We start from the raw sequence: 16,255 nt of genomic DNA, 5'->3' as shown, positions 1-16,255 counted from the left end.
GATCAGCCTGCCGCCCCCGGCCGATCGCGGCGCCGGGGGCCGGCGGCCGCACGATCCGGCAGACGCCCGGTCGAGGCCGCCGGCGGTTTGCGCGGCGGGGTCGGGCGGGCGGAGCGGAGCGGGGTCAGGAGGCCCGAGGCGGCGATCAGGAGGCAGAAGGCTCCCGCGGCCAGGCTCGTCGACGGGACCCCGTGCCGGGCGGCCAGGGCGGTGAGCGCCGCGGCTCCGACCGGGCCCGAGGCGTTGTGGACCGTCCAGAACGCGGAGGTGACCCGCCCGAGCAGGTGGTCCGGGGTGACTTCCTGGCGCAGGGTCATGGAGCAGATGCCGCCCACCGTCAGCCCGAACATCAAGAGGGCGGCCATCGCCGCGATCAGGGGCACGCTGCGGCCGACCCCGATGGCCGCCACCGACACGCCGATCAGCGCGACGGAGCCGAGCCAGCACGGGCCGAAGCCGAGGGCCCGGCGCAGCGGCCCGGCGGCGAAGGAGGCGCACACGACGCCGATGCCGCTCACGGCGATCACGTAGCCGACGGTCGCCGGGTCGCGGTCGAGGTCGTTCTGGAGGCGGAAGATCAGCAGGTCGGTGGCGCCCACGGTGACGAAGGTGAGGAGGGTGAGCAGGATCGTCAGCGGGCGCAGCAGGGCGTGTGCCCACAGGAAGCGGAAGCCGACCACGAAGACCTCGCGCAGGGAGGTGCTCCCCGATGGGCGGGGCTCCGCCGGGTCCCCCCGTACGCCGAAGCGGACCCAGCGCAGGCTGACCGCCGAGACGAGGAAGCTCGCCCCGTCCAGGGCCAGCGCCCAGGCCCCGCCGACCCCCGAGACGAGCAGGCCGGCCACGACGGGGCCGAGGAGGGTGCCGAGGGCGAAGGTGCCCATCAGCCGCCCGTTGGCGGCGGCCAGGTCGGCCGGTTCGACCAGGGAGGGCACGGCGCTCACGTAGGCCACGTCGAAGAGCGTTTTCAGTACGGTGACCAGCGCGGTCAGCACGTACAGCAGCCAGATCCGCGGGCCGCCGAAGGACCACATCAGCGGTACGGAGCCCAGCAGCACCGCCCGCGCGAGGTCGCAGCCGATCATCAGGCGGCGGCGGTCGACCCGGTCCACCACGTGGCCCGCGAAGGTTCCCGTGGCGATGGCGAAGACGCCGGAGAGGGCGGTGATCAGGCCCATCCCGACCAGGGATCCGGTGACTTCGAGGACGAGCAGCGGCAGGGCGAGCATCGATACCGAGCCGCCGAGCACCGACAGGGCCTGGCCGAGCCAGAAGACGGTGAAGGGGCGGTTGTGGATCAGTCCGGTGCGCCTGCCCGTCATCCCAGCAGGGCGTAGACGGTGGAGGCCTTCGCGGCCGGTTCGCCGGCGCCCTCGGGCGTCATGGTGATGTCGGCGAAGGCCATCCGCTTGCCGAGTTTGGTGATGCGTACGTCGATCAGCACGTCGGCGCCGACCACCGGCCGCTGGAAGCTGGTGGACTGCTGGACGGTGGTCATCGGACCGTAGGCCCCGCGCGCGGCGGAGATCGCGATGACGGTGGCGGTGTCCGCGGCGGCCATCAGGGCCTGGCCGCTGAGGCCCCCGCCGTCGCGGGCGAGGGCGTCGGACCAGGGCAGCCGCAGTACGGCGTGCCGTTCGCCGGTCTCCTGGACGGTGAGTCCGAGGGCGAGCACCCAGGGGGCGAAGTTGTCGTGGAGGATCTTGTCCGCGTCTGCCGGTGTCAGCGTCGTCACCGGGTGATTGTGGCGGCCCGGCCGGGGCCGCCACAACTCCCTTTGCGTCAGCCGGTCCTCAGAGGGTGGCGGCCAGTTCGGTGCCCTGACGGATGGCCCGCTTGGCGTCCAGTTCGGCGGCCACGTCGGCGCCTCCGATCAGGTGCGCCTCGACGCCGGCCGCGCGCAGGGCCTCGTACAGGTCGCGGCGCGGTTCCTGGCCGGTGCAGAGCACGACCGTGTCGGCGGGTACGAGGCGCTGCTCGCCCTCCACCGTGATGTGCAGGCCCTCGCCGTCGATCCGGTCGTACGCGGCCCCCGCGACGGAGACGACCCCGCGGTGCTTGAGCTCCGCCCGGTGGATCCAGCCGGTGGTGGTGCCGAGCCCGGAGCCGACCTTGGTGCTCTTGCGCTGGAGCAGGTGGACCTGGCGCGGCGGGGCGGGCCGCTCGGGGGCCGTGAGGCCGCCGGGGCCGGTGTACGCGGTGTCCACGCCCCAGTGGCGGAAGTAGACCTCGGGGTCCTGGGAAGCGCCTTCGCCACTGTCGGTGAGGAACTCGGCGACGTCGAAGCCGATTCCGCCGGCGCCGAGGACGGCGACGCGCTGCCCGACGGGGGCGCCGTCGCGCAGGACGTCGAGGTAGCTGACGACGTTGGGGCCGTCGACGCCCTCGATGTCGGGGGTGCGGGGGGTGACGCCGGTGGCGACGACGACCTCGTCGTAGCCGCGCAGGGTCTCGACGTCGGCGCGGGTGTTCAGCTTGACCTCGACCGCGTGCTCGGCGAGTTGGGTGCCGTAGTAGCGGATGGTCTCCTCGAACTCCTCCTTGCCGGGGATGCGGCGGGCGATGTCGAGCTGGCCGCCGATGTGGCCGGAGGCTTCGTACAGGGTGACGGCGTGGCCGCGTCCGGCGGCGGAGACGGCGCAGGCCAGGCCGGCCGGGCCGGCTCCGACGACGGCGACGCGCTTCTTCAACTGGGTGGGAGACAGGATGAGTTCCGTCTCGTTGCAGGCGCGCGGGTTGACCAGGCAGGTGGTGAGCTTGCCGGAGAAGGTGTGGTCGAGGCAGGCCTGGTTGCAGCCGATGCAGGTGTTGATGGTCTCGGAGCGGCCTGCGGCGGCCTTGGCGACGAAATCGGCGTCGGCGAGGAAGGGGCGGGCGAGCGAGACCAGGTCGGCGCGGCCGTCGGCGAGCAACTCCTCGGCGATTTCCGGGGTGTTGATCCGGTTGCTGGTGACGAGGGGGACGGAGACCGTGCCCATCAGCCTCTTGGTGACCCAGGTGTAGGCGCCGCGCGGGACCGAGGTGGCGATGGTGGGGATGCGGGCCTCGTGCCAGCCGATGCCGGTGTTGATGATGGTGGCGCCGGCCGCCTCGACCTCCTTCGCGAGGTGGACGACCTCGTCGAGGGTGGAGCCGCCGGGGATGAGGTCGAGCATCGAGAGGCGGTAGACGAGGATGAATTCCTCGCCGACGGCCGCGCGGGTGCGGCGGACGATCTCCAGCGGGAAGCGCACGCGGTTCTCGTAGGCGCCGCCCCAGCGGTCGGTGCGCTTGTTGGTGGCGGCGGCGATGAACTCGTTGACCAGGTAGCCCTCGGAGCCCATGATCTCGACGCCGTCGTAGCCGGCCAGCTTGGCGAGGCGCGCGGCGCGCACGAAGTCCTCGATGGTGCGCTCGACTTCGGCGTCGGTGAGCGCGTTGGGAACGAAGGGGCTGATGGGGGCCTGGAGGGCGCTGGGGGCGACCAGGTCCTTGTGGTAGGCGTAGCGGCCGAAGTGGAGGATCTGCATCGCGATCTTCCCGCCCTCGGCGTGCACCGCGTCGGTGATCACCCGGTGCTCGGCGGCCTCCTCCTCGGTGGTGAGGCGGGCGCCTCCCTCGAAGGGGCGGCCGGCGTCGTTCGGGGCTATGCCGCCGGTGACGATCAGGCCGGCGCCGCCGCGGGCGCGCTCGGCGTAGAAGGCGGCGAGGCGCTCGAAGCCCCGCTCGTGCTCTTCGAGGCCGGTGTGCATGGAGCCCATGATCACGCGGTTCGGCAGGGTGGTGAAGCCGAGGTCCAGGGGGCTCAGCAGGTGCGGGTACCGGCTCTGGGAACTCTGCGGACTCATCGGGGTGTGCCTCCTCGCGCGGGGGTGATGGATCCGTTCTAGCTGAGCAAGCGCTTATTGTGCAACTAGGTGCATAAGCGAGCGCCGGGCCCCGCATCACGGAAATCCGGGGATTCCGGTGGCCACGGGCCCTCTCCGCCGACGCCTGTGGCGCAGTTCACGGCCGAGGTGATCACCAAGGACGCCAAGGGCGGCAAGCGGCGGAGCCGCGCCCGGCGCCCGGAGGCTGCGCACCCGGTCCGCCGGGTACCCTCTGCCGGATGACGCGGAAGCCCAGGACCACCCGGACGACCGAGCAGCACACCGTGACGGTGAACGGCGGATTGCGCCTCGCCTACGAGGTCACCGGCCCGCCGGCCGGACCGCCGGTGCTCCTCCTCCCCGCACTGGGCAAGACCGCCGCCGACTGGGCGCCCGTACGGGACGAACTCGCGCGGGAGCGGCGGGTGTTCGCGCTCGACCTGCGCGGCCACGGAGCCAGCGCGCGGCCGTCCTCGTACTCGCTCCCGCTCATGCGGGACGACGTGCTGTCCTTCCTGGACGCCCTCGGGCTGGACCGGGTCGACCTGGTGGGTCACTCGATGGGCGGTGTCGTCGCGTACCTGGCCGCCGCCGCGCAGCCGCACCGCGTCGGCCGACTCGTCCTGGAGGACGCGCCCGCGCCCCTCCCCCGCGAGGCCATGGTCCCGGTACGCCCCGAGGGCGAACTCGCCTTCGACTGGGCGATGGTGCTCGCGGTCCGCCCCCAGCTCGACGACCCCGACCCGGCCTGGCTCGCGGACCTGGCGCGGATCACGGCCCCGACCCTGGTCGTGTACGGCGGCCCCGCCAGCCACCTGGCGCCCGCCTCCTTCGACGAGGTGGTCGACCGCATCCCGGACGCCCGCCTGATCACCCTCCCGTACGGCCACCTGATCCACGCGGCGGCGCCCGGGGAGTTCACGGCGGCCGTCGCCGCGTTCCTCTCGGCGTGATCCCGGGCCGCGCCCCCGGCCGGCGCGCCTTTCAGGCGGCCGACTGCAGGGCCGACAGGCGGCGCACGAAGAGGACGGCCGACACCGCCGCCACGGCGTAGACCAGGTCCGAGCCCGCGGCGAGCAGGATCGCGTCCCCAGCGGCGTCATCGCCCGTGGCTTCGCCGGCGAACCAGCCCGCGCCGCCGGACGCCAGCATCGCCGCTCCGAACGTTCCGGCCCAGACGAAGACGGGGGCGGGTGAGGTCAGCGCGGCCTTGCCCGGCAGCCTCGACGCACTGGTCGACCACACCTTCATCGCCATCAGGCAGGGCAGGACGGTCCAGCCCACGACCGGGATGAACCAGACTCCGATCGCCCAGCCGGCGCCACCGCCGAAGGCTCCCCGCGCGTACACGCCGGCGTTCACCCGGACCCGGTGGAACCAGACGATGAAGACCACCGCCGTGGGGAGCATGGCCATCATGACCAGGCTCATCGAGATCGTGAGCAGCGTCCCGGGATGCCCCAGTCCCGTGCTCGGCCCGAAGCTGTCCAGCGTCCGGTACCGGTTGACCCCGGCCGCCGCCGCGAGCAGCCGGGTCAGGCCGCACAGACCGAGCAGCACGGTCAGGGCCGTGGCCAGTCCCTTCGGCGAGCGGAGCAGCGAGCGCGCCGGAGGCGCGCCGAGCGGCGACAGTCTTGCGGAACCGGAACCGGCGGACATGACGAGGGACCCCCCACGGGTGCGTTGACATGCGGAAGCCCGCCGACGGGGGCGGGCAGGCAGAACATACGGCACGGGTGGGCCCGCCCCGCGGGGCGCCCCGGTCTTCGGGGCACACCGCGGGGCGGGACCGGGGGTCAGGCCCGGTGGAGGCGGACCGTGACGATCTGGAACGGGCGCAGGGTGAGGGGGACCGTGCCGTCCGGGGCGGGGGCGGAGACGGCCGTGCCCTCCAGGGGGCGTTCCAGGAGGTCGCTCTCGATCGCCGCCGACAGCGGGAAGCCCGCCGCCAGGGTGGCGTGCGCGCGGCCGCCCCGGGATTCGTAGAGGCGGACGATCACGTCGCCGCCGCGGTCCTCGGCGAGTTTCACCGACTCGACGACGACCGCGTCCGTGTCGACAGCGACGAGCGGGGCGACCGGGCCCGCGCCGCGGAGCACGCGCTCCGGCAGGTTCAGCGCGTGGCCCTCGCGGACCGCGTCACCGACGGCCGCGCCCGGAGCGAGCGAGAAGCGCAGGGTGTGCGCGCCCTGGTCGGTCTCCGGGTCGGGGTAGCGCGGGGCCCGCAGGAGGGAGAGGCGGACGGTGGTGGTCTGGCCGCCGTCGGGGCGCATGTCGCGGGTCACGTCGTGGCCGTACGTGGAGTCGTTGAGGACCGCGACTCCCCAGCCCGGCTCCTCCGCGTGGATCCAGCGGTGGGCGCAGATCTCGAACTTGGCGGCCTCCCACGAGGTGTTGGTGTGGGTGGCCCGGTAGACGTGCCCGAACTGTGTTTCGGAGGCGGAGCGTTCGGCTTTGACGTCCAGCGGGAAGGCAGCCTTGAGGAACTTCTCCGTCTCGTGCCAGTCCGCGTCCGTGACGATGTCCACCGTCTTGGCCCCGGCCCGGAGGGTGACCGTCTGGACGACGCGGGACAGGCCGAACGAGCGGGTCACCCGTACGGTGCCCGATGACGGACCGGCTTCGGCGACCTCCAGCGCGTCCACGTCCACCAGGTCGGTGACCTTGTTGCGGTAGAACTCGTCGATGTCCCACGCGTCCCACATGTTCGGGAAGTCGGGGTGGATCTGGAGCAGGTTCGCGGCGGCCCCCGGTGCGACCGATTCCCGCCCGGCCTCCAGGTCGTACGCCGACACGATGAGCCCGCGGCCGTCGATCTCCACGAGGAGCCGCCCGTTGGCGAGGACGTGGCCGCCGCCGTGCCGCTCCTCCACCGTGACGGCCTGCTCGGCCGCCGCCGGCAGGCCCGCCCCGCCGGCCGGGATCCCGCGCCGGGCGTGCGGGGCGCAGTTGAAGACGAGCTCCTCCTCGCCTTCCCCCGCGAGGGCGGTCTGCGCGGCCACGGTGATCGCCGTCAGTTCCTCCCGCACCTTGGCGTACGTCTCGCGGGCCTCGCGGTGCACCCAGGCGATCGAGGAGCCGGGGAGGATGTCGTGGAACTGGTGCAGCAGCACGGTCTTCCAGATCCGCTCCAGGTCCTCGTACGGGTACGCGTACCCGGGGACCTTCACGGCGGCCGTGGACGCCCACAACTCCGCCTCGCGCAGCAGTGATTCGCTGTGCCGGTTGCCCTGCTTGGTCTTGGCCTGGGAGGTGTAGGTGCCGCGGTGCAGCTCCAGGTAGAGCTCCCCGGCCCAGACGGGCGCGTCCTCGTACTCGGCGTGCGCCTTTTCGAAGAACGCGTCGGGGCGCTCGATCTCCACGCGCGGGGAGCCTTCGAGGTCCCGCTGCCGCCTGGCGCGGCCGAGCTGCTCTCGGGTCGGTCCACCGCCGCCGTCCCCCCAGCCGAAGGGGGCCAGCGAGCGCGAACCCCGGCCCTTCTCCCGGTAGTTGCGGGCGGCGTGCGCCAGCTGGGCTCCGCCGAGGTCGGAGTTGTAGGTGTCGACGGGCGGGAAGTGCGTGAAGACGCGGGTGCCGTCGATGCCCTCCCACCAGAAGGTGTGGTGGGGGAACTTGTTGACCTGGGACCAGGAGATCTTCTGCGTCAGGAACCACTTCGAACCGGAGAGCTTGACGATCTGCGGCATGGCGGCGGTGTAGCCGAAGGAGTCGGGCAGCCAGACGTTGTTCGTCTCGATGCCGAACTCGTCCATGAAGAACTTCTTGCCGTACAGGAACTGGCGGGCCATGGCCTCGCCGCCGACCATGTTGGTGTCGGACTCGACCCACATGCCGCCGACCGGCACGAACTGCCCGTCGGCGATCTTCTTCTTGACCCGTTCGAAGAGCTCGGGCCGGTAGGTCTTGATCCAGTCGAGCTGCTGCGCCTGGGACATGGCGAAGACGAACTCGGGGTGCTCCTCCATCAGGCCCAGCATGTTGGACGTGGTCCGCGAGACCTTGCGCACGGTCTCGCGCAGCGGCCACAGCCACGCGGAGTCGATGTGGGCGTGACCGACCGCGCTGATGCGGTGCGCGGAGGAGTTGGCGGGGGCGGCCAGGACCGCGGCGAGGCGCGCGCGGGCGTCGGCCGCGGTGCCGGGGACGTCGTAGAGGTCCACCGCGTCGAGGGCGGAGTCGATGGCGCGCAGGATCTCGTAGCGCCGGGCATCGCGCTCGTCGAGCTGCGTCATCAGCTCGTAGAGGACTTCGAGGTCCTGTACGAGTTCCCAGACCTCGGTCTCGAAGACGGCGAGGTCCATCCGGGCGAGCCGGTAGAGGGGCTGGTCGCCGCTGGTCCGCTTGTCGCCCTCGTAGGTGACCGCGTGGTCGACGAGGATCGGATTGGAGGCGCCTTCGACGTACCACTCGATGCGCTCGCCGCCGGCCGCGCGGTCGGCGACGCGCACCCAGTCGTTGTACGGGTTGAGCGCCTTGACCTCCCCGCCGTCGGCGCGGTGGACCAGGCCCTCGCACTGGAAGCCGGGCATCATCCGGTCGAAGCCGAGGTCGAGCACGGCTTCGACGGTGCGGCCGGCCCAGTCGGCGGGGACGGTGCCGGTGACCTTGAACCAGGTGGTGCCCCAGGCCGGGCCCCACATCTCGCCGATGGCGCAGGGCTCGTAGGAGGCCGCGAGGCCCTCGGCCACGGGGACGGGCTCGCCGGGGGCCTCCCAGCGCTCGACGGTCAGCGGGACCGGGCGGGAGTGGACGGCGGGCTTGATGCGCTCCTTGAGGACACGGCGGAGGCGGTGTTCGGTGATGCTGCGGTCGTCGTGCATGACGGCTGCTCCAGAGTGGGATGGACTGCGATCCTGCGGTCGGTGGGTCGGGTCTGGCCCGGTCAGGTCAGGTCAGGTCAGGTCTTGACGGCTCCCTCGCCGACGCCCTTGAAGAAGAAGCGCTGGAGGGCGAAGAAGAGCAGCATCATCGGGATCAGCGCGGCCATCGCCCCGGCGGCGATGATCCGCTGGTCGCTGACGGTGGTGGCGCCGGCCAGGGACTTCAGACCGAGCTGGAGGGTGTAGTTGTCACTGTTGGTCAGCACCAGCAAGGGCCAGAGGAAGTCGTCCCAGGCGCCCATGAAGCTGGTGATGCAGACGACGGCCAGGGCTCCCTTGGCGGCGGGGAGGAAGACCCGGGTGAAGCGGGTCCACTCGTTCGCGCCGTCCAGGACCGCGGCCTCCTCGACCTCCTTGGGGACGGAGAGGAAGGCCGATCGCATGATCATGATGTTGAGGACGGAGACCGCGCCGGGCAGCCAGACACCGATGAGGGTGTCGACCAGGCCCATCTCGCGGACCGTGAGGAACATCGAGATCATCACGGACTCGAAGGGGAACATCAGCGTCGCCACCAGCACGGTGAAGACGCTCTTGCGGCCCTTCCAGGCGGCCCGGGAGAGGGCGTAGCCGCCCATGGCCGCGAAGAGCATGTTCGAGGTGATGGCGAGGAGCGCCACCGTCAGGGTGTTGCCGACGTACTGGAACAGCGGGAACGACTCGGCGACCCGGAAGTAGTTGTCGAGGGTGGGCTGCGAGGGCAGCACCCCGTCGTACACGTTCTCGGTGCGGCCGCGGATCGAGGTCAGGAACTGCCAGACGATCGGCCCGAGCATGATGACGAGCATCAGGAGGAGCGTGGCGTACCGGCCGGCGAGGCCGATCCAGTACCGCCGCGCGTCGGCTCCGACGCGCTTGCCCGCCTCGTTGCCGCGGGAAGCGAGGGCACTCAACTTTCGTCTCCCTTCGAGAGACGGCGGCCCAGCAGGCTGAAGACCAGCGTCAGGAGGAACAACAGGATGGAGATGGCGGCCGCGTAACCGGTCTCGCCGGAGAAGCCGAGGCCGACCTGCCGGATGAGGAAGGGCAGGGTACGGGCGCCTCCGCCGGGACCGCCGCTCTCGCCGCCGAGGATGTAGATCTCGGTGAAGACGCGGAGCGCGGAGATCGCGGAGAGGGTGCCGACCAGCAGCATCATCGGCTTCACCTGGGGGACGGTGATGCTGAAGAAGCGGCGGACCGGACCCGCGCCGTCGAGCGCGGCGGCCTCGTAGAGCGAGGTGGAGACGTTTCCGAGGGCCGCGAGGTAGAAGACCATGTAGTAGCCGAGGCCCTTCCACACCGTCACGATCATCGCGGAGACCAGCAGCATGGTGCTGTCGGTCAGGAACGGGATCGGCTCGGAGATGATGCTCAGCTTCTGGAACAGCGTGTTGACCAGGCCGTCGCTGCGCAGCACCCACTGCCAGATGAGGCCGACGACCACGGCCGAGGCGATGACCGGGGTGTAGAACGCCGAGCGGAAGAAGCCGATGCCCGGGACCTTCGTCTGGACGAGGACGGCTAGGGCCAGCGGCAGGAAGACCAGGCACGGGACGACGACCACGAGGTACAGCACGCTGTTGCCGGTGGCGACCCAGAAGTCGGGATCGGCGAAGGCGCGGGTGTAGTTGTCGAAGCCGACGAACCCGCCGCCGCGCAGGATCTGCGCGTCGGTGAAGGAGAGGATCACGGTGTTGACGAACGGCCAGAGGCTGAACATCGTCACCATGATCAGGCCCGGTGCGAGGAAGAGGTACGGGGTCCACCACGTGCGGTGGCGCAGCCCGGTCTCGGCCTCCATGGCCTTCTTCGCCCGCTTCGCCTGCTTGGACTGCTTGGACTGCTTCGCCTTCCGGGCCTGCTTCGCCTTCCCGGCCCGCTCGGACCGGGCCCGCACCTTTTCGAGGGTGGCGGCGGGGTCGGGCGCGTCCCGCGGCGGGCCGGCCGGCTCCCGCAGTTCGGGGCCTGAGGAGGGACTCATGGCGTCTCCCTCTCCCTTCTCCGCTGCCGCCGTCACTGCCGGGCCGTCTTGGCGAGCAGCTTGTTCGCCTCCTCCTGCGCCTTCTTCACCGCCGTCCTGGCGTCCTGCTCGCCCTTGATGGCCTTCTGCATCTCGCGCACGACCACGTCGCCGACCTGGTTGGTCCACTGGACGGGCGTGTTGGCGTCGAGTGCGGAGGTCTTCAGCTGCTCGGCGCCGACGGCGCGGGCCAGCGTCTCCGCGTCCTTGCCGTCGCCCCTGTCGGCGAAGAAGGGGTCGGCGAGGCCGATGGCGTTGGACGGGTAGATGGTGGCCTGCTTCGAGAACTCCACCTGGTTGGGCCCGTTGGTGAGCCACTTGGCGAACTCGGTCGCCGCATCCATGTGCCGGGTGTCCTTCTTGATGCCGAGCGACTGGGCGTAGATGCCGATGTGGCCGAGCTGCCCGGTGACCGCGTTCGCGACCTGCGTGTTCGCGTAGATCTGCGGGGCGTTCTGCTTGATGTCCTTGACGAAGCCCGGGGAGCCGGGGCCGAAGACGATCTTCCCACCGCCGTAGAGCTGATTGATGTCGTCCTGCTTGAGCAGGGACTCCTTGGGCATGGCGCCCTTGGCGTACAGGTCCTTCATCCGCTCGACCCACTCGACGGCCTTGTTGGTGTCGAAGGTGAACAGGTCCTGCTTCTCGTTCAGGATCGGGATGCCCATCTTCTGCCAGTCCCCGGGCAACCGGCCCTTGGGGTCGGCCATGAAGGCGGAGTACTTGCCCCCGGACTTGGCGGCGATCTGCTCGGCGTAGTCGAAGAACTGCTCGACGCTGGTCGGCGGCTTGGCCGGGTCGAGACCGGCCTTCTCGAAGAGGTCCTTGTTGTACGTGAGGATCTCCGGGGTCACGTACCAGGGGTACGCGAACACGCTGTCGCCCCTGCCGGGCAGCTTGAACTGCTCCCAGGCCCCGGGGACGTACTCCTTGGCCACCTCGGGGTCGAGCTTCGCCACGTCGGCCAGCATGCCGCGGTCGCCGAGGAGCTGGAAGGAGTCGGTGGAGAGGTTGACCACGTCGGGGAGGGCGCCGGCCTGGGCGTCGGCGACGATCTTCTCGTTGTAGCCGTCGCCCGGCACGTCCTCCCATGCGACCTCCGCGTCCGGGTACTTCTTCTCGAACGCGTCGATGACCCCCTGGACGTACGACGTGAACATGGGCTTCAACTGGAGGGTGCGGAACGTGATCCGACCGGCCACCTTGCCCGTCTTCTCCCCCTCCTTCACGTCTCCGGCGCCACCGCTCATGCCACACGCGGAGGTCGCGAGGAAAGTGCCGGCCACGAGCGTGGTGATGGCACAACGGGTCACGTTCCTACGGGTCATCGTCGCCGCCTTCAGGGGGAGTTCCGGCCTCGTCGCCGGATCACTGGGCCCAAACTCACCCGAAATCAAGGTTCCGTCAATATGACCAAAATCCCGAGCGGCAGGTACCCGTGCGTCCCGAATTACGACAGCGAGAGGATAGACAGTCCGAAAGTCACTCCACTGCCACCACCGCGACCTGCACTGATGCGCTTTAGTCCTTATTTCTCTTGGCGCGATATCGATTCAATAACGAACGCGATCATCCGCTGGAGGTTGACTTCTTATCGCCGGTTAACCAAAACTTGCACTAATGCGCTTTATCCAGCGCGCAGCACATCGCTTACCCGCATACCGCACAGAGGCCAGGTCACCTCCGGCTCGATCTCCATCGGCGGCCGGTGGACAAGGAGACCATCCGCAAGCCACCGGGTGCTACCCGCGTGCGGGAACCACCGCCACCGGGCACAGTGCGTGCAGCAGTACCGCGTTGGACACCGAGCCCATCAGCAGGGAGTCGGCCCGCAGGCGGCGGCGGTGGCGGCCCACCACGATGAGGTCGGCCCGCTGGGAGGCGGTGACCAGGCGGCCGGCCGGGTCGCCGGGGGCGACGACGGCTTCGACGGTGACGTCGGGGTAGTGCCTGGTCAGGTACGGCTGGAGGCGCGTGCGCTGGTTCTCGGCGAGTTCCCGGGCCGTTTCGGTGGCCTCGCCGCCGGCCGTGCCGGGCGGGTGGCCGCCGCCGCGCTCCGCGACGAGGGAGCCGACCAGGGTGAGCGAGGACAGCGGCACCAGGTGTGTGGAGACGACCTGGAGCACCGCGCCCCGGCGGCGGGCCTCCGCGAAGGCGAAGTCGACGACGTCCTCGGAGGTCTCGTCGGGTGCCAGGCCCAGCACGACCCTGCGTTCGCTGCCCGGGGCCCGCGTTCCGGGCTCCCGCGTGACGAGCCGCGCGGTGTGCGGGACGACCACGACCGGGCAGGGCGACCGGGCCGCGCACACCCGGCTGTTGGAGCCGAGCAGCAGGCTGGCGAAGCCGCCGAGTCCGCGCGAGCCCATGACCAGGAGCTGCGCTCCCGCCGCGAGTTCGGTGAGGGTCGCGGCGGGGTTCCCGTCGCGGGAGACGTAGGTGACGGACGGCAGGTCCTCCCGCCCGGCCAGCCGTCCCCGTACCACCTCCAGCACCGGATCGGTGTCCCGGTCGAGCGGCGGTACGAGGGCCTCCCCGGGGGCGTGGACGCGCAGGGCCTCCGGCCGTACGTGTGCCACGTGGAGGCCGGCTCCGCGCGTGCGGGCGGTGTCGAGGGCCCAGTCCAGGGTCCTCAGGCTGTGTTCCGAGCCGTCCACCGCGGCCAGGACGGGGCTGGCGGGGGTGGAACCGGCCGAGTGGGTCTGCATGCCTCCACCCTCCGGCGGGGCGGACCCGGCGGGCAGGGACCGAAGGCCCTACTTCACGCGGTAGTCGGCCTTCTCGGCGAGCTTGCCGTCCTTGTAGCACAAGCGCAGCACCGTGTCGCCGTTCCCCGAGTCGGACAGGTACCAGGAGCACTGGCTGCCGACGGGCACGGCGGGGCCGCCGTCCTTGAGCGCCGAGGTGACGAAGCTTTCGCCGGACGGCAGTTTGGCGCGGACCTCGGCCTCGGGGTCGCCGACGCTCACGGCCTCGTACACCTTCTGGTCGACGAGGGTCTTGTCGGCCACGTCCATGACCTTGCCCACCCCGAACAGCAGCGCCACGAGCAGTCCGATCCCCAGCACCCCGGCCACCGCACAGCCGATCAGACATCCATTGCGTCGCGCCACGTCGAACTCCTCGTTCCGCTGCCGTGGGCCGTGTCCACGGCCCATCCGCCGGACGGCTCCCGCCCGTACTCCCGACTCTCGCAAGCGGGGGCGGCCCCCTGCTGTTCTCCAAAGTCTCGGGTCCGCGCAACGATCGTCGTTCGAGGTCGGACCGGGTGCGGCGTGTATACAGGGATGAGAACGATCATTCGGACGAAACGTGAGGAACCATCGTGAGCCAGAACACCGAGCCTCTGATCGTCGTCGGCGTGGACGGTTCGAACCACTCGAAGCAGGCCCTGCGCTGGGCCGTGGCCCAGGCGAAGGGCATCGGCGGCCGCGTGCACGCCGTGATGAGCTGGGAGTGGAACACCAACCCCTTCGGCGTCAGCCCGGCCGAGCAGACGGAGCTGGTGCACGCCGAGGACGCGGCCCGGCAGAAGCTCGCGGACACCGTGGCGGAGGCGGTCGGCACCTCGCCGGGTGTTCCGGTCTTCCGCCGGGTGGAGCAGGGCTCGCCCGCGCAGGTGCTGGTGGAGGCCTCGAAGGAGGCGGCCCTGACGGTGGTCGGCACCCGCGGCTACGGCGGCATCAAGGGTGCGCTGCTGGGCTCGGTGAGCCAGCAGGTGGTCCAGTACGCGGCCAGTACGGTCGTGGTGGTCCGCGAGGACGGCTCCGCCTGAGGGGCGGCTCCGCCGCTCAGGAAGCGGCGCCACCCAGGTCCGCCGGGTCGGTGTTGGCCCCGCACAGCACCACGGCGACCCGCTCGCCGAGCGGCCCGGGCGCGGTGCGTACGGCCGCCAGGGCGGTGGCCGCGCCCGCTTCGACCACGATGCGGTGCTCGTCCCAGAGTGCTCGCCGGGCGGCGGTGATCGCCGCGTCGGGGACCAGGACCGATACGGCGTTCGGCTCCCGCACGGCCGCCAGCGCGTCCGCGGAGACCCGGGTGGCTCCGAGCGAGTCGGAAGCCACCGAGTCCACCGGGACGTCCACGAGCCGGCCTGCTTCCAGGGCGGCGTTCAGGGCCCGGCAGTTCTCCGGCTCGGCCGCGACGACCCGTACGCCGTGTTCCCGCGCGGCGGTCGCGATGCCGGCGAACAGCCCGCCTCCGCCGACCGCGACGACGACCGTGTCCAGGCCGGGCAGGGCGGTGCGGATCTCGTCGAGCAGGGTCCCGGCGCCCGCGGCGATGAGCGGGTGGTCGTAGGCGTGGCTGCTCAGCGCCCCGCTCCCGGCGGCGAACTCCCGGCAGGCGGCGAGCGCTTCGGCGTACCGGTCGCCGACGAGCCGTACGTCGGCGCCGTAGCCGCGCAGTCGCTCCACCTTCACGCGCGGGGCCGTTGCGGGCAGGAACACGGTGGCGGGAACGGACTCGGCGCGGGCCGCCCAGGCGCAGGCGAGGCCGGCGTTGCCGCCGGAGGCGATGGTGACCCCGGCGTCGGGAAGGGTGCCGGCGGCCCGGTGTGCGGCGAGGAAGTTGCGGGCGCCGCGCGCCTTGAAGGAGCCGGTGTGCTGGAGGTACTCCAGGGCGTACGAGACCCCTCCGTCCGCCGGTATCACCGTGACGGGCCGCACGGCCCCGGCGATCCGGTCGGCGGCGGCGCGCACGGCCACGTAGTCGAGGGGCACCGCGTCGAGGGGCACCGCGTCCAGCGGCAGTGCGTCGAGCTGCTGTTCCATGGATCCGTACTCCTGTCGTTCGCACTCGTCTCAGGCTCCGGCGGGCCGGTTCGCCTCGATCAGCTGGCGCAGGGCGCCGTAGTACACCTCGTGGTCGGTCAGGGCGGGCAGTACGTCGGCCAGCCCGGCCGAGAGCACGGGGAACTCGGCGGGGTCCAGGGCGGCCAGCGCCGCACGCGAGGCCGCGGTGGCGGCGGCCGGGTCCCGGTGGTCGACGAAGGCCGCGCTGCCCAGGGTCAGCAGGTACATCCGCCGGTACGCGGTCATCGCCTCGGCGGGGGTCATCCCGGCGGCCACACTGTCGGCGAGCGCCGGTTCCACGAGGCGGGCGAGCAGCTGCCGGCCGAGCCAGGGGCGGCCGCCGCGCAGGATCATCAGCCCGGGGTGGGCCGCGAGGAGCCGGTAGAGGGCGGTGAACCGCTGCTCGGTGGCTTCGGCCCAGCCCGCCGCGGCGGGGATCTGCGGCAACTGGGCGGCGAGGTGTTCGGTGCAGAGGTCGAGCAGGCCGGCGAGGTCGGCGCAGCGGCGCTGGACCGTGGCGTGCGAGACCTCGAGCCGCTCGGCGAGCGCGCGGAAGCTGAGCGCGGCGGGCCCCTGCTCGTCGAGGATCCGCAGGGCGGCGGAGGCGATCGCCTCGGGTGTGGCGCGGTCCAGGGCCGCTGATCTTCTCGGCATGAGATACAGCGTATCAGCCACTGTCACAGCCGTCGTCACGTACGCCGTATCAACCCCTTCGCACGCCCTCGACTACACCCA

14 protein-coding genes are annotated in these 16,255 nt (G+C 71.4%); 2 read left to right on the top strand and 12 right to left on the bottom strand.

All coding sequences use genetic code 11. The features are described 5' to 3' along the window. Positions 1-2 precede the first annotated feature (2 nt). From OG247_RS36800 to OG247_RS36790, 3 genes are read right to left on the bottom strand one after another with little or no spacing between them, the layout of a single operon-like run. Positions 3-1,322, bottom strand: coding sequence for an MFS transporter (locus OG247_RS36800; RefSeq protein ID WP_327256300.1), 1,320 nt, complete (start codon positions 1,320-1,322; stop codon positions 3-5). Further along, entirely contained in the window at positions 1,319-1,735 is a 417-nt protein-coding gene (locus OG247_RS36795; RefSeq protein ID WP_327256299.1) for a PaaI family thioesterase, read from the bottom strand. The genes OG247_RS36800 and OG247_RS36795 overlap by 4 nt, the downstream gene beginning before the upstream one ends. 58 nt (positions 1,736-1,793) lie before the next feature. After that, a complete protein-coding gene (locus tag OG247_RS36790) occupies positions 1,794-3,827 on the bottom strand; it encodes an NADPH-dependent 2,4-dienoyl-CoA reductase (protein WP_327256298.1) in 2,034 nt (677 codons plus the stop codon). Between the two features lie 260 nt (positions 3,828-4,087). Between OG247_RS36790 and OG247_RS36785 the strand changes: the two genes are divergently transcribed. Continuing rightward, entirely contained in the window at positions 4,088-4,801 is a 714-nt protein-coding gene (locus tag OG247_RS36785) for an alpha/beta fold hydrolase (RefSeq protein ID WP_327256297.1), read from the top strand. 31 nt (positions 4,802-4,832) lie between these two features. Here the strand turns inward: OG247_RS36785 and OG247_RS36780 are convergent, their stop codons facing one another. The 7 genes from OG247_RS36780 to OG247_RS36750 form a co-directional block, all read right to left on the bottom strand. Beyond that, positions 4,833-5,507: a DUF4328 domain-containing protein gene (locus OG247_RS36780; RefSeq protein WP_327256296.1), complete on the bottom strand. Its 675-nt coding sequence runs from the start codon at positions 5,505-5,507 to the stop codon at positions 4,833-4,835. 137 nt (positions 5,508-5,644) lie between these two features. Continuing rightward, entirely contained in the window at positions 5,645-8,668 is a 3,024-nt protein-coding gene (locus tag OG247_RS36775) for an alpha-mannosidase (RefSeq protein ID WP_327256295.1), read from the bottom strand. A gap of 77 nt (positions 8,669-8,745) precedes the next feature. Further along, a complete protein-coding gene (locus tag OG247_RS36770) occupies positions 8,746-9,621 on the bottom strand; it encodes a carbohydrate ABC transporter permease (RefSeq protein WP_327256294.1) in 876 nt (291 codons plus the stop codon). Beyond that, on the bottom strand, positions 9,618-10,511 hold the full coding sequence (locus OG247_RS36765) for a carbohydrate ABC transporter permease (protein ID WP_327257764.1): 894 nt from the start codon (positions 10,509-10,511) through the stop codon (positions 9,618-9,620). Before OG247_RS36765 ends, OG247_RS36770 begins: the two co-directional genes overlap by 4 nt. A gap of 212 nt (positions 10,512-10,723) precedes the next feature. Beyond that, positions 10,724-12,058, bottom strand: a complete 1,335-nt coding sequence (locus OG247_RS36760) for an ABC transporter substrate-binding protein (protein WP_327256293.1) — start codon at positions 12,056-12,058, stop codon at positions 10,724-10,726. A gap of 414 nt (positions 12,059-12,472) precedes the next feature. Continuing rightward, positions 12,473-13,435: a universal stress protein gene (locus OG247_RS36755; protein WP_327256292.1), complete on the bottom strand. Its 963-nt coding sequence runs from the start codon at positions 13,433-13,435 to the stop codon at positions 12,473-12,475. 48 nt (positions 13,436-13,483) lie between these two features. Beyond that, positions 13,484-13,840, bottom strand: coding sequence for a hypothetical protein (locus tag OG247_RS36750; protein WP_327256291.1), 357 nt, complete (start codon positions 13,838-13,840; stop codon positions 13,484-13,486). A gap of 212 nt (positions 13,841-14,052) precedes the next feature. On the opposite strand from OG247_RS36750, the gene OG247_RS36745 reads away from it, so the two are divergent. After that, positions 14,053-14,502 (top strand): universal stress protein, encoded by a 450-nt coding sequence (locus OG247_RS36745; protein WP_327256290.1) that lies wholly within the window; start codon positions 14,053-14,055, stop codon positions 14,500-14,502. A gap of 16 nt (positions 14,503-14,518) precedes the next feature. On the opposite strand, the gene OG247_RS36740 is transcribed toward OG247_RS36745, so the two are convergent. After that, positions 14,519-15,499 (bottom strand): serine/threonine dehydratase, encoded by a 981-nt coding sequence (locus tag OG247_RS36740; RefSeq protein WP_327256289.1) that lies wholly within the window; start codon positions 15,497-15,499, stop codon positions 14,519-14,521. Between the two features lie 30 nt (positions 15,500-15,529). After that, the gene (locus tag OG247_RS36735; protein ID WP_327256288.1) at positions 15,530-16,174 is read right to left on the bottom strand and encodes a TetR/AcrR family transcriptional regulator; all 645 of its coding nucleotides are present in this window, start codon (positions 16,172-16,174) and stop codon (positions 15,530-15,532) included. Between the last annotated feature and the right edge of the window lie 81 nt (positions 16,175-16,255).

The sequence above is a fragment of the Streptomyces sp. NBC_01244 genome (assembly GCF_035987325.1).
Classification (GTDB): domain Bacteria; phylum Actinomycetota; class Actinomycetes; order Streptomycetales; family Streptomycetaceae; genus Streptomyces.
Note: the sequence above shows the minus strand (reverse complement) of the source record. Positions and strands in the feature narration are given on the sequence as shown.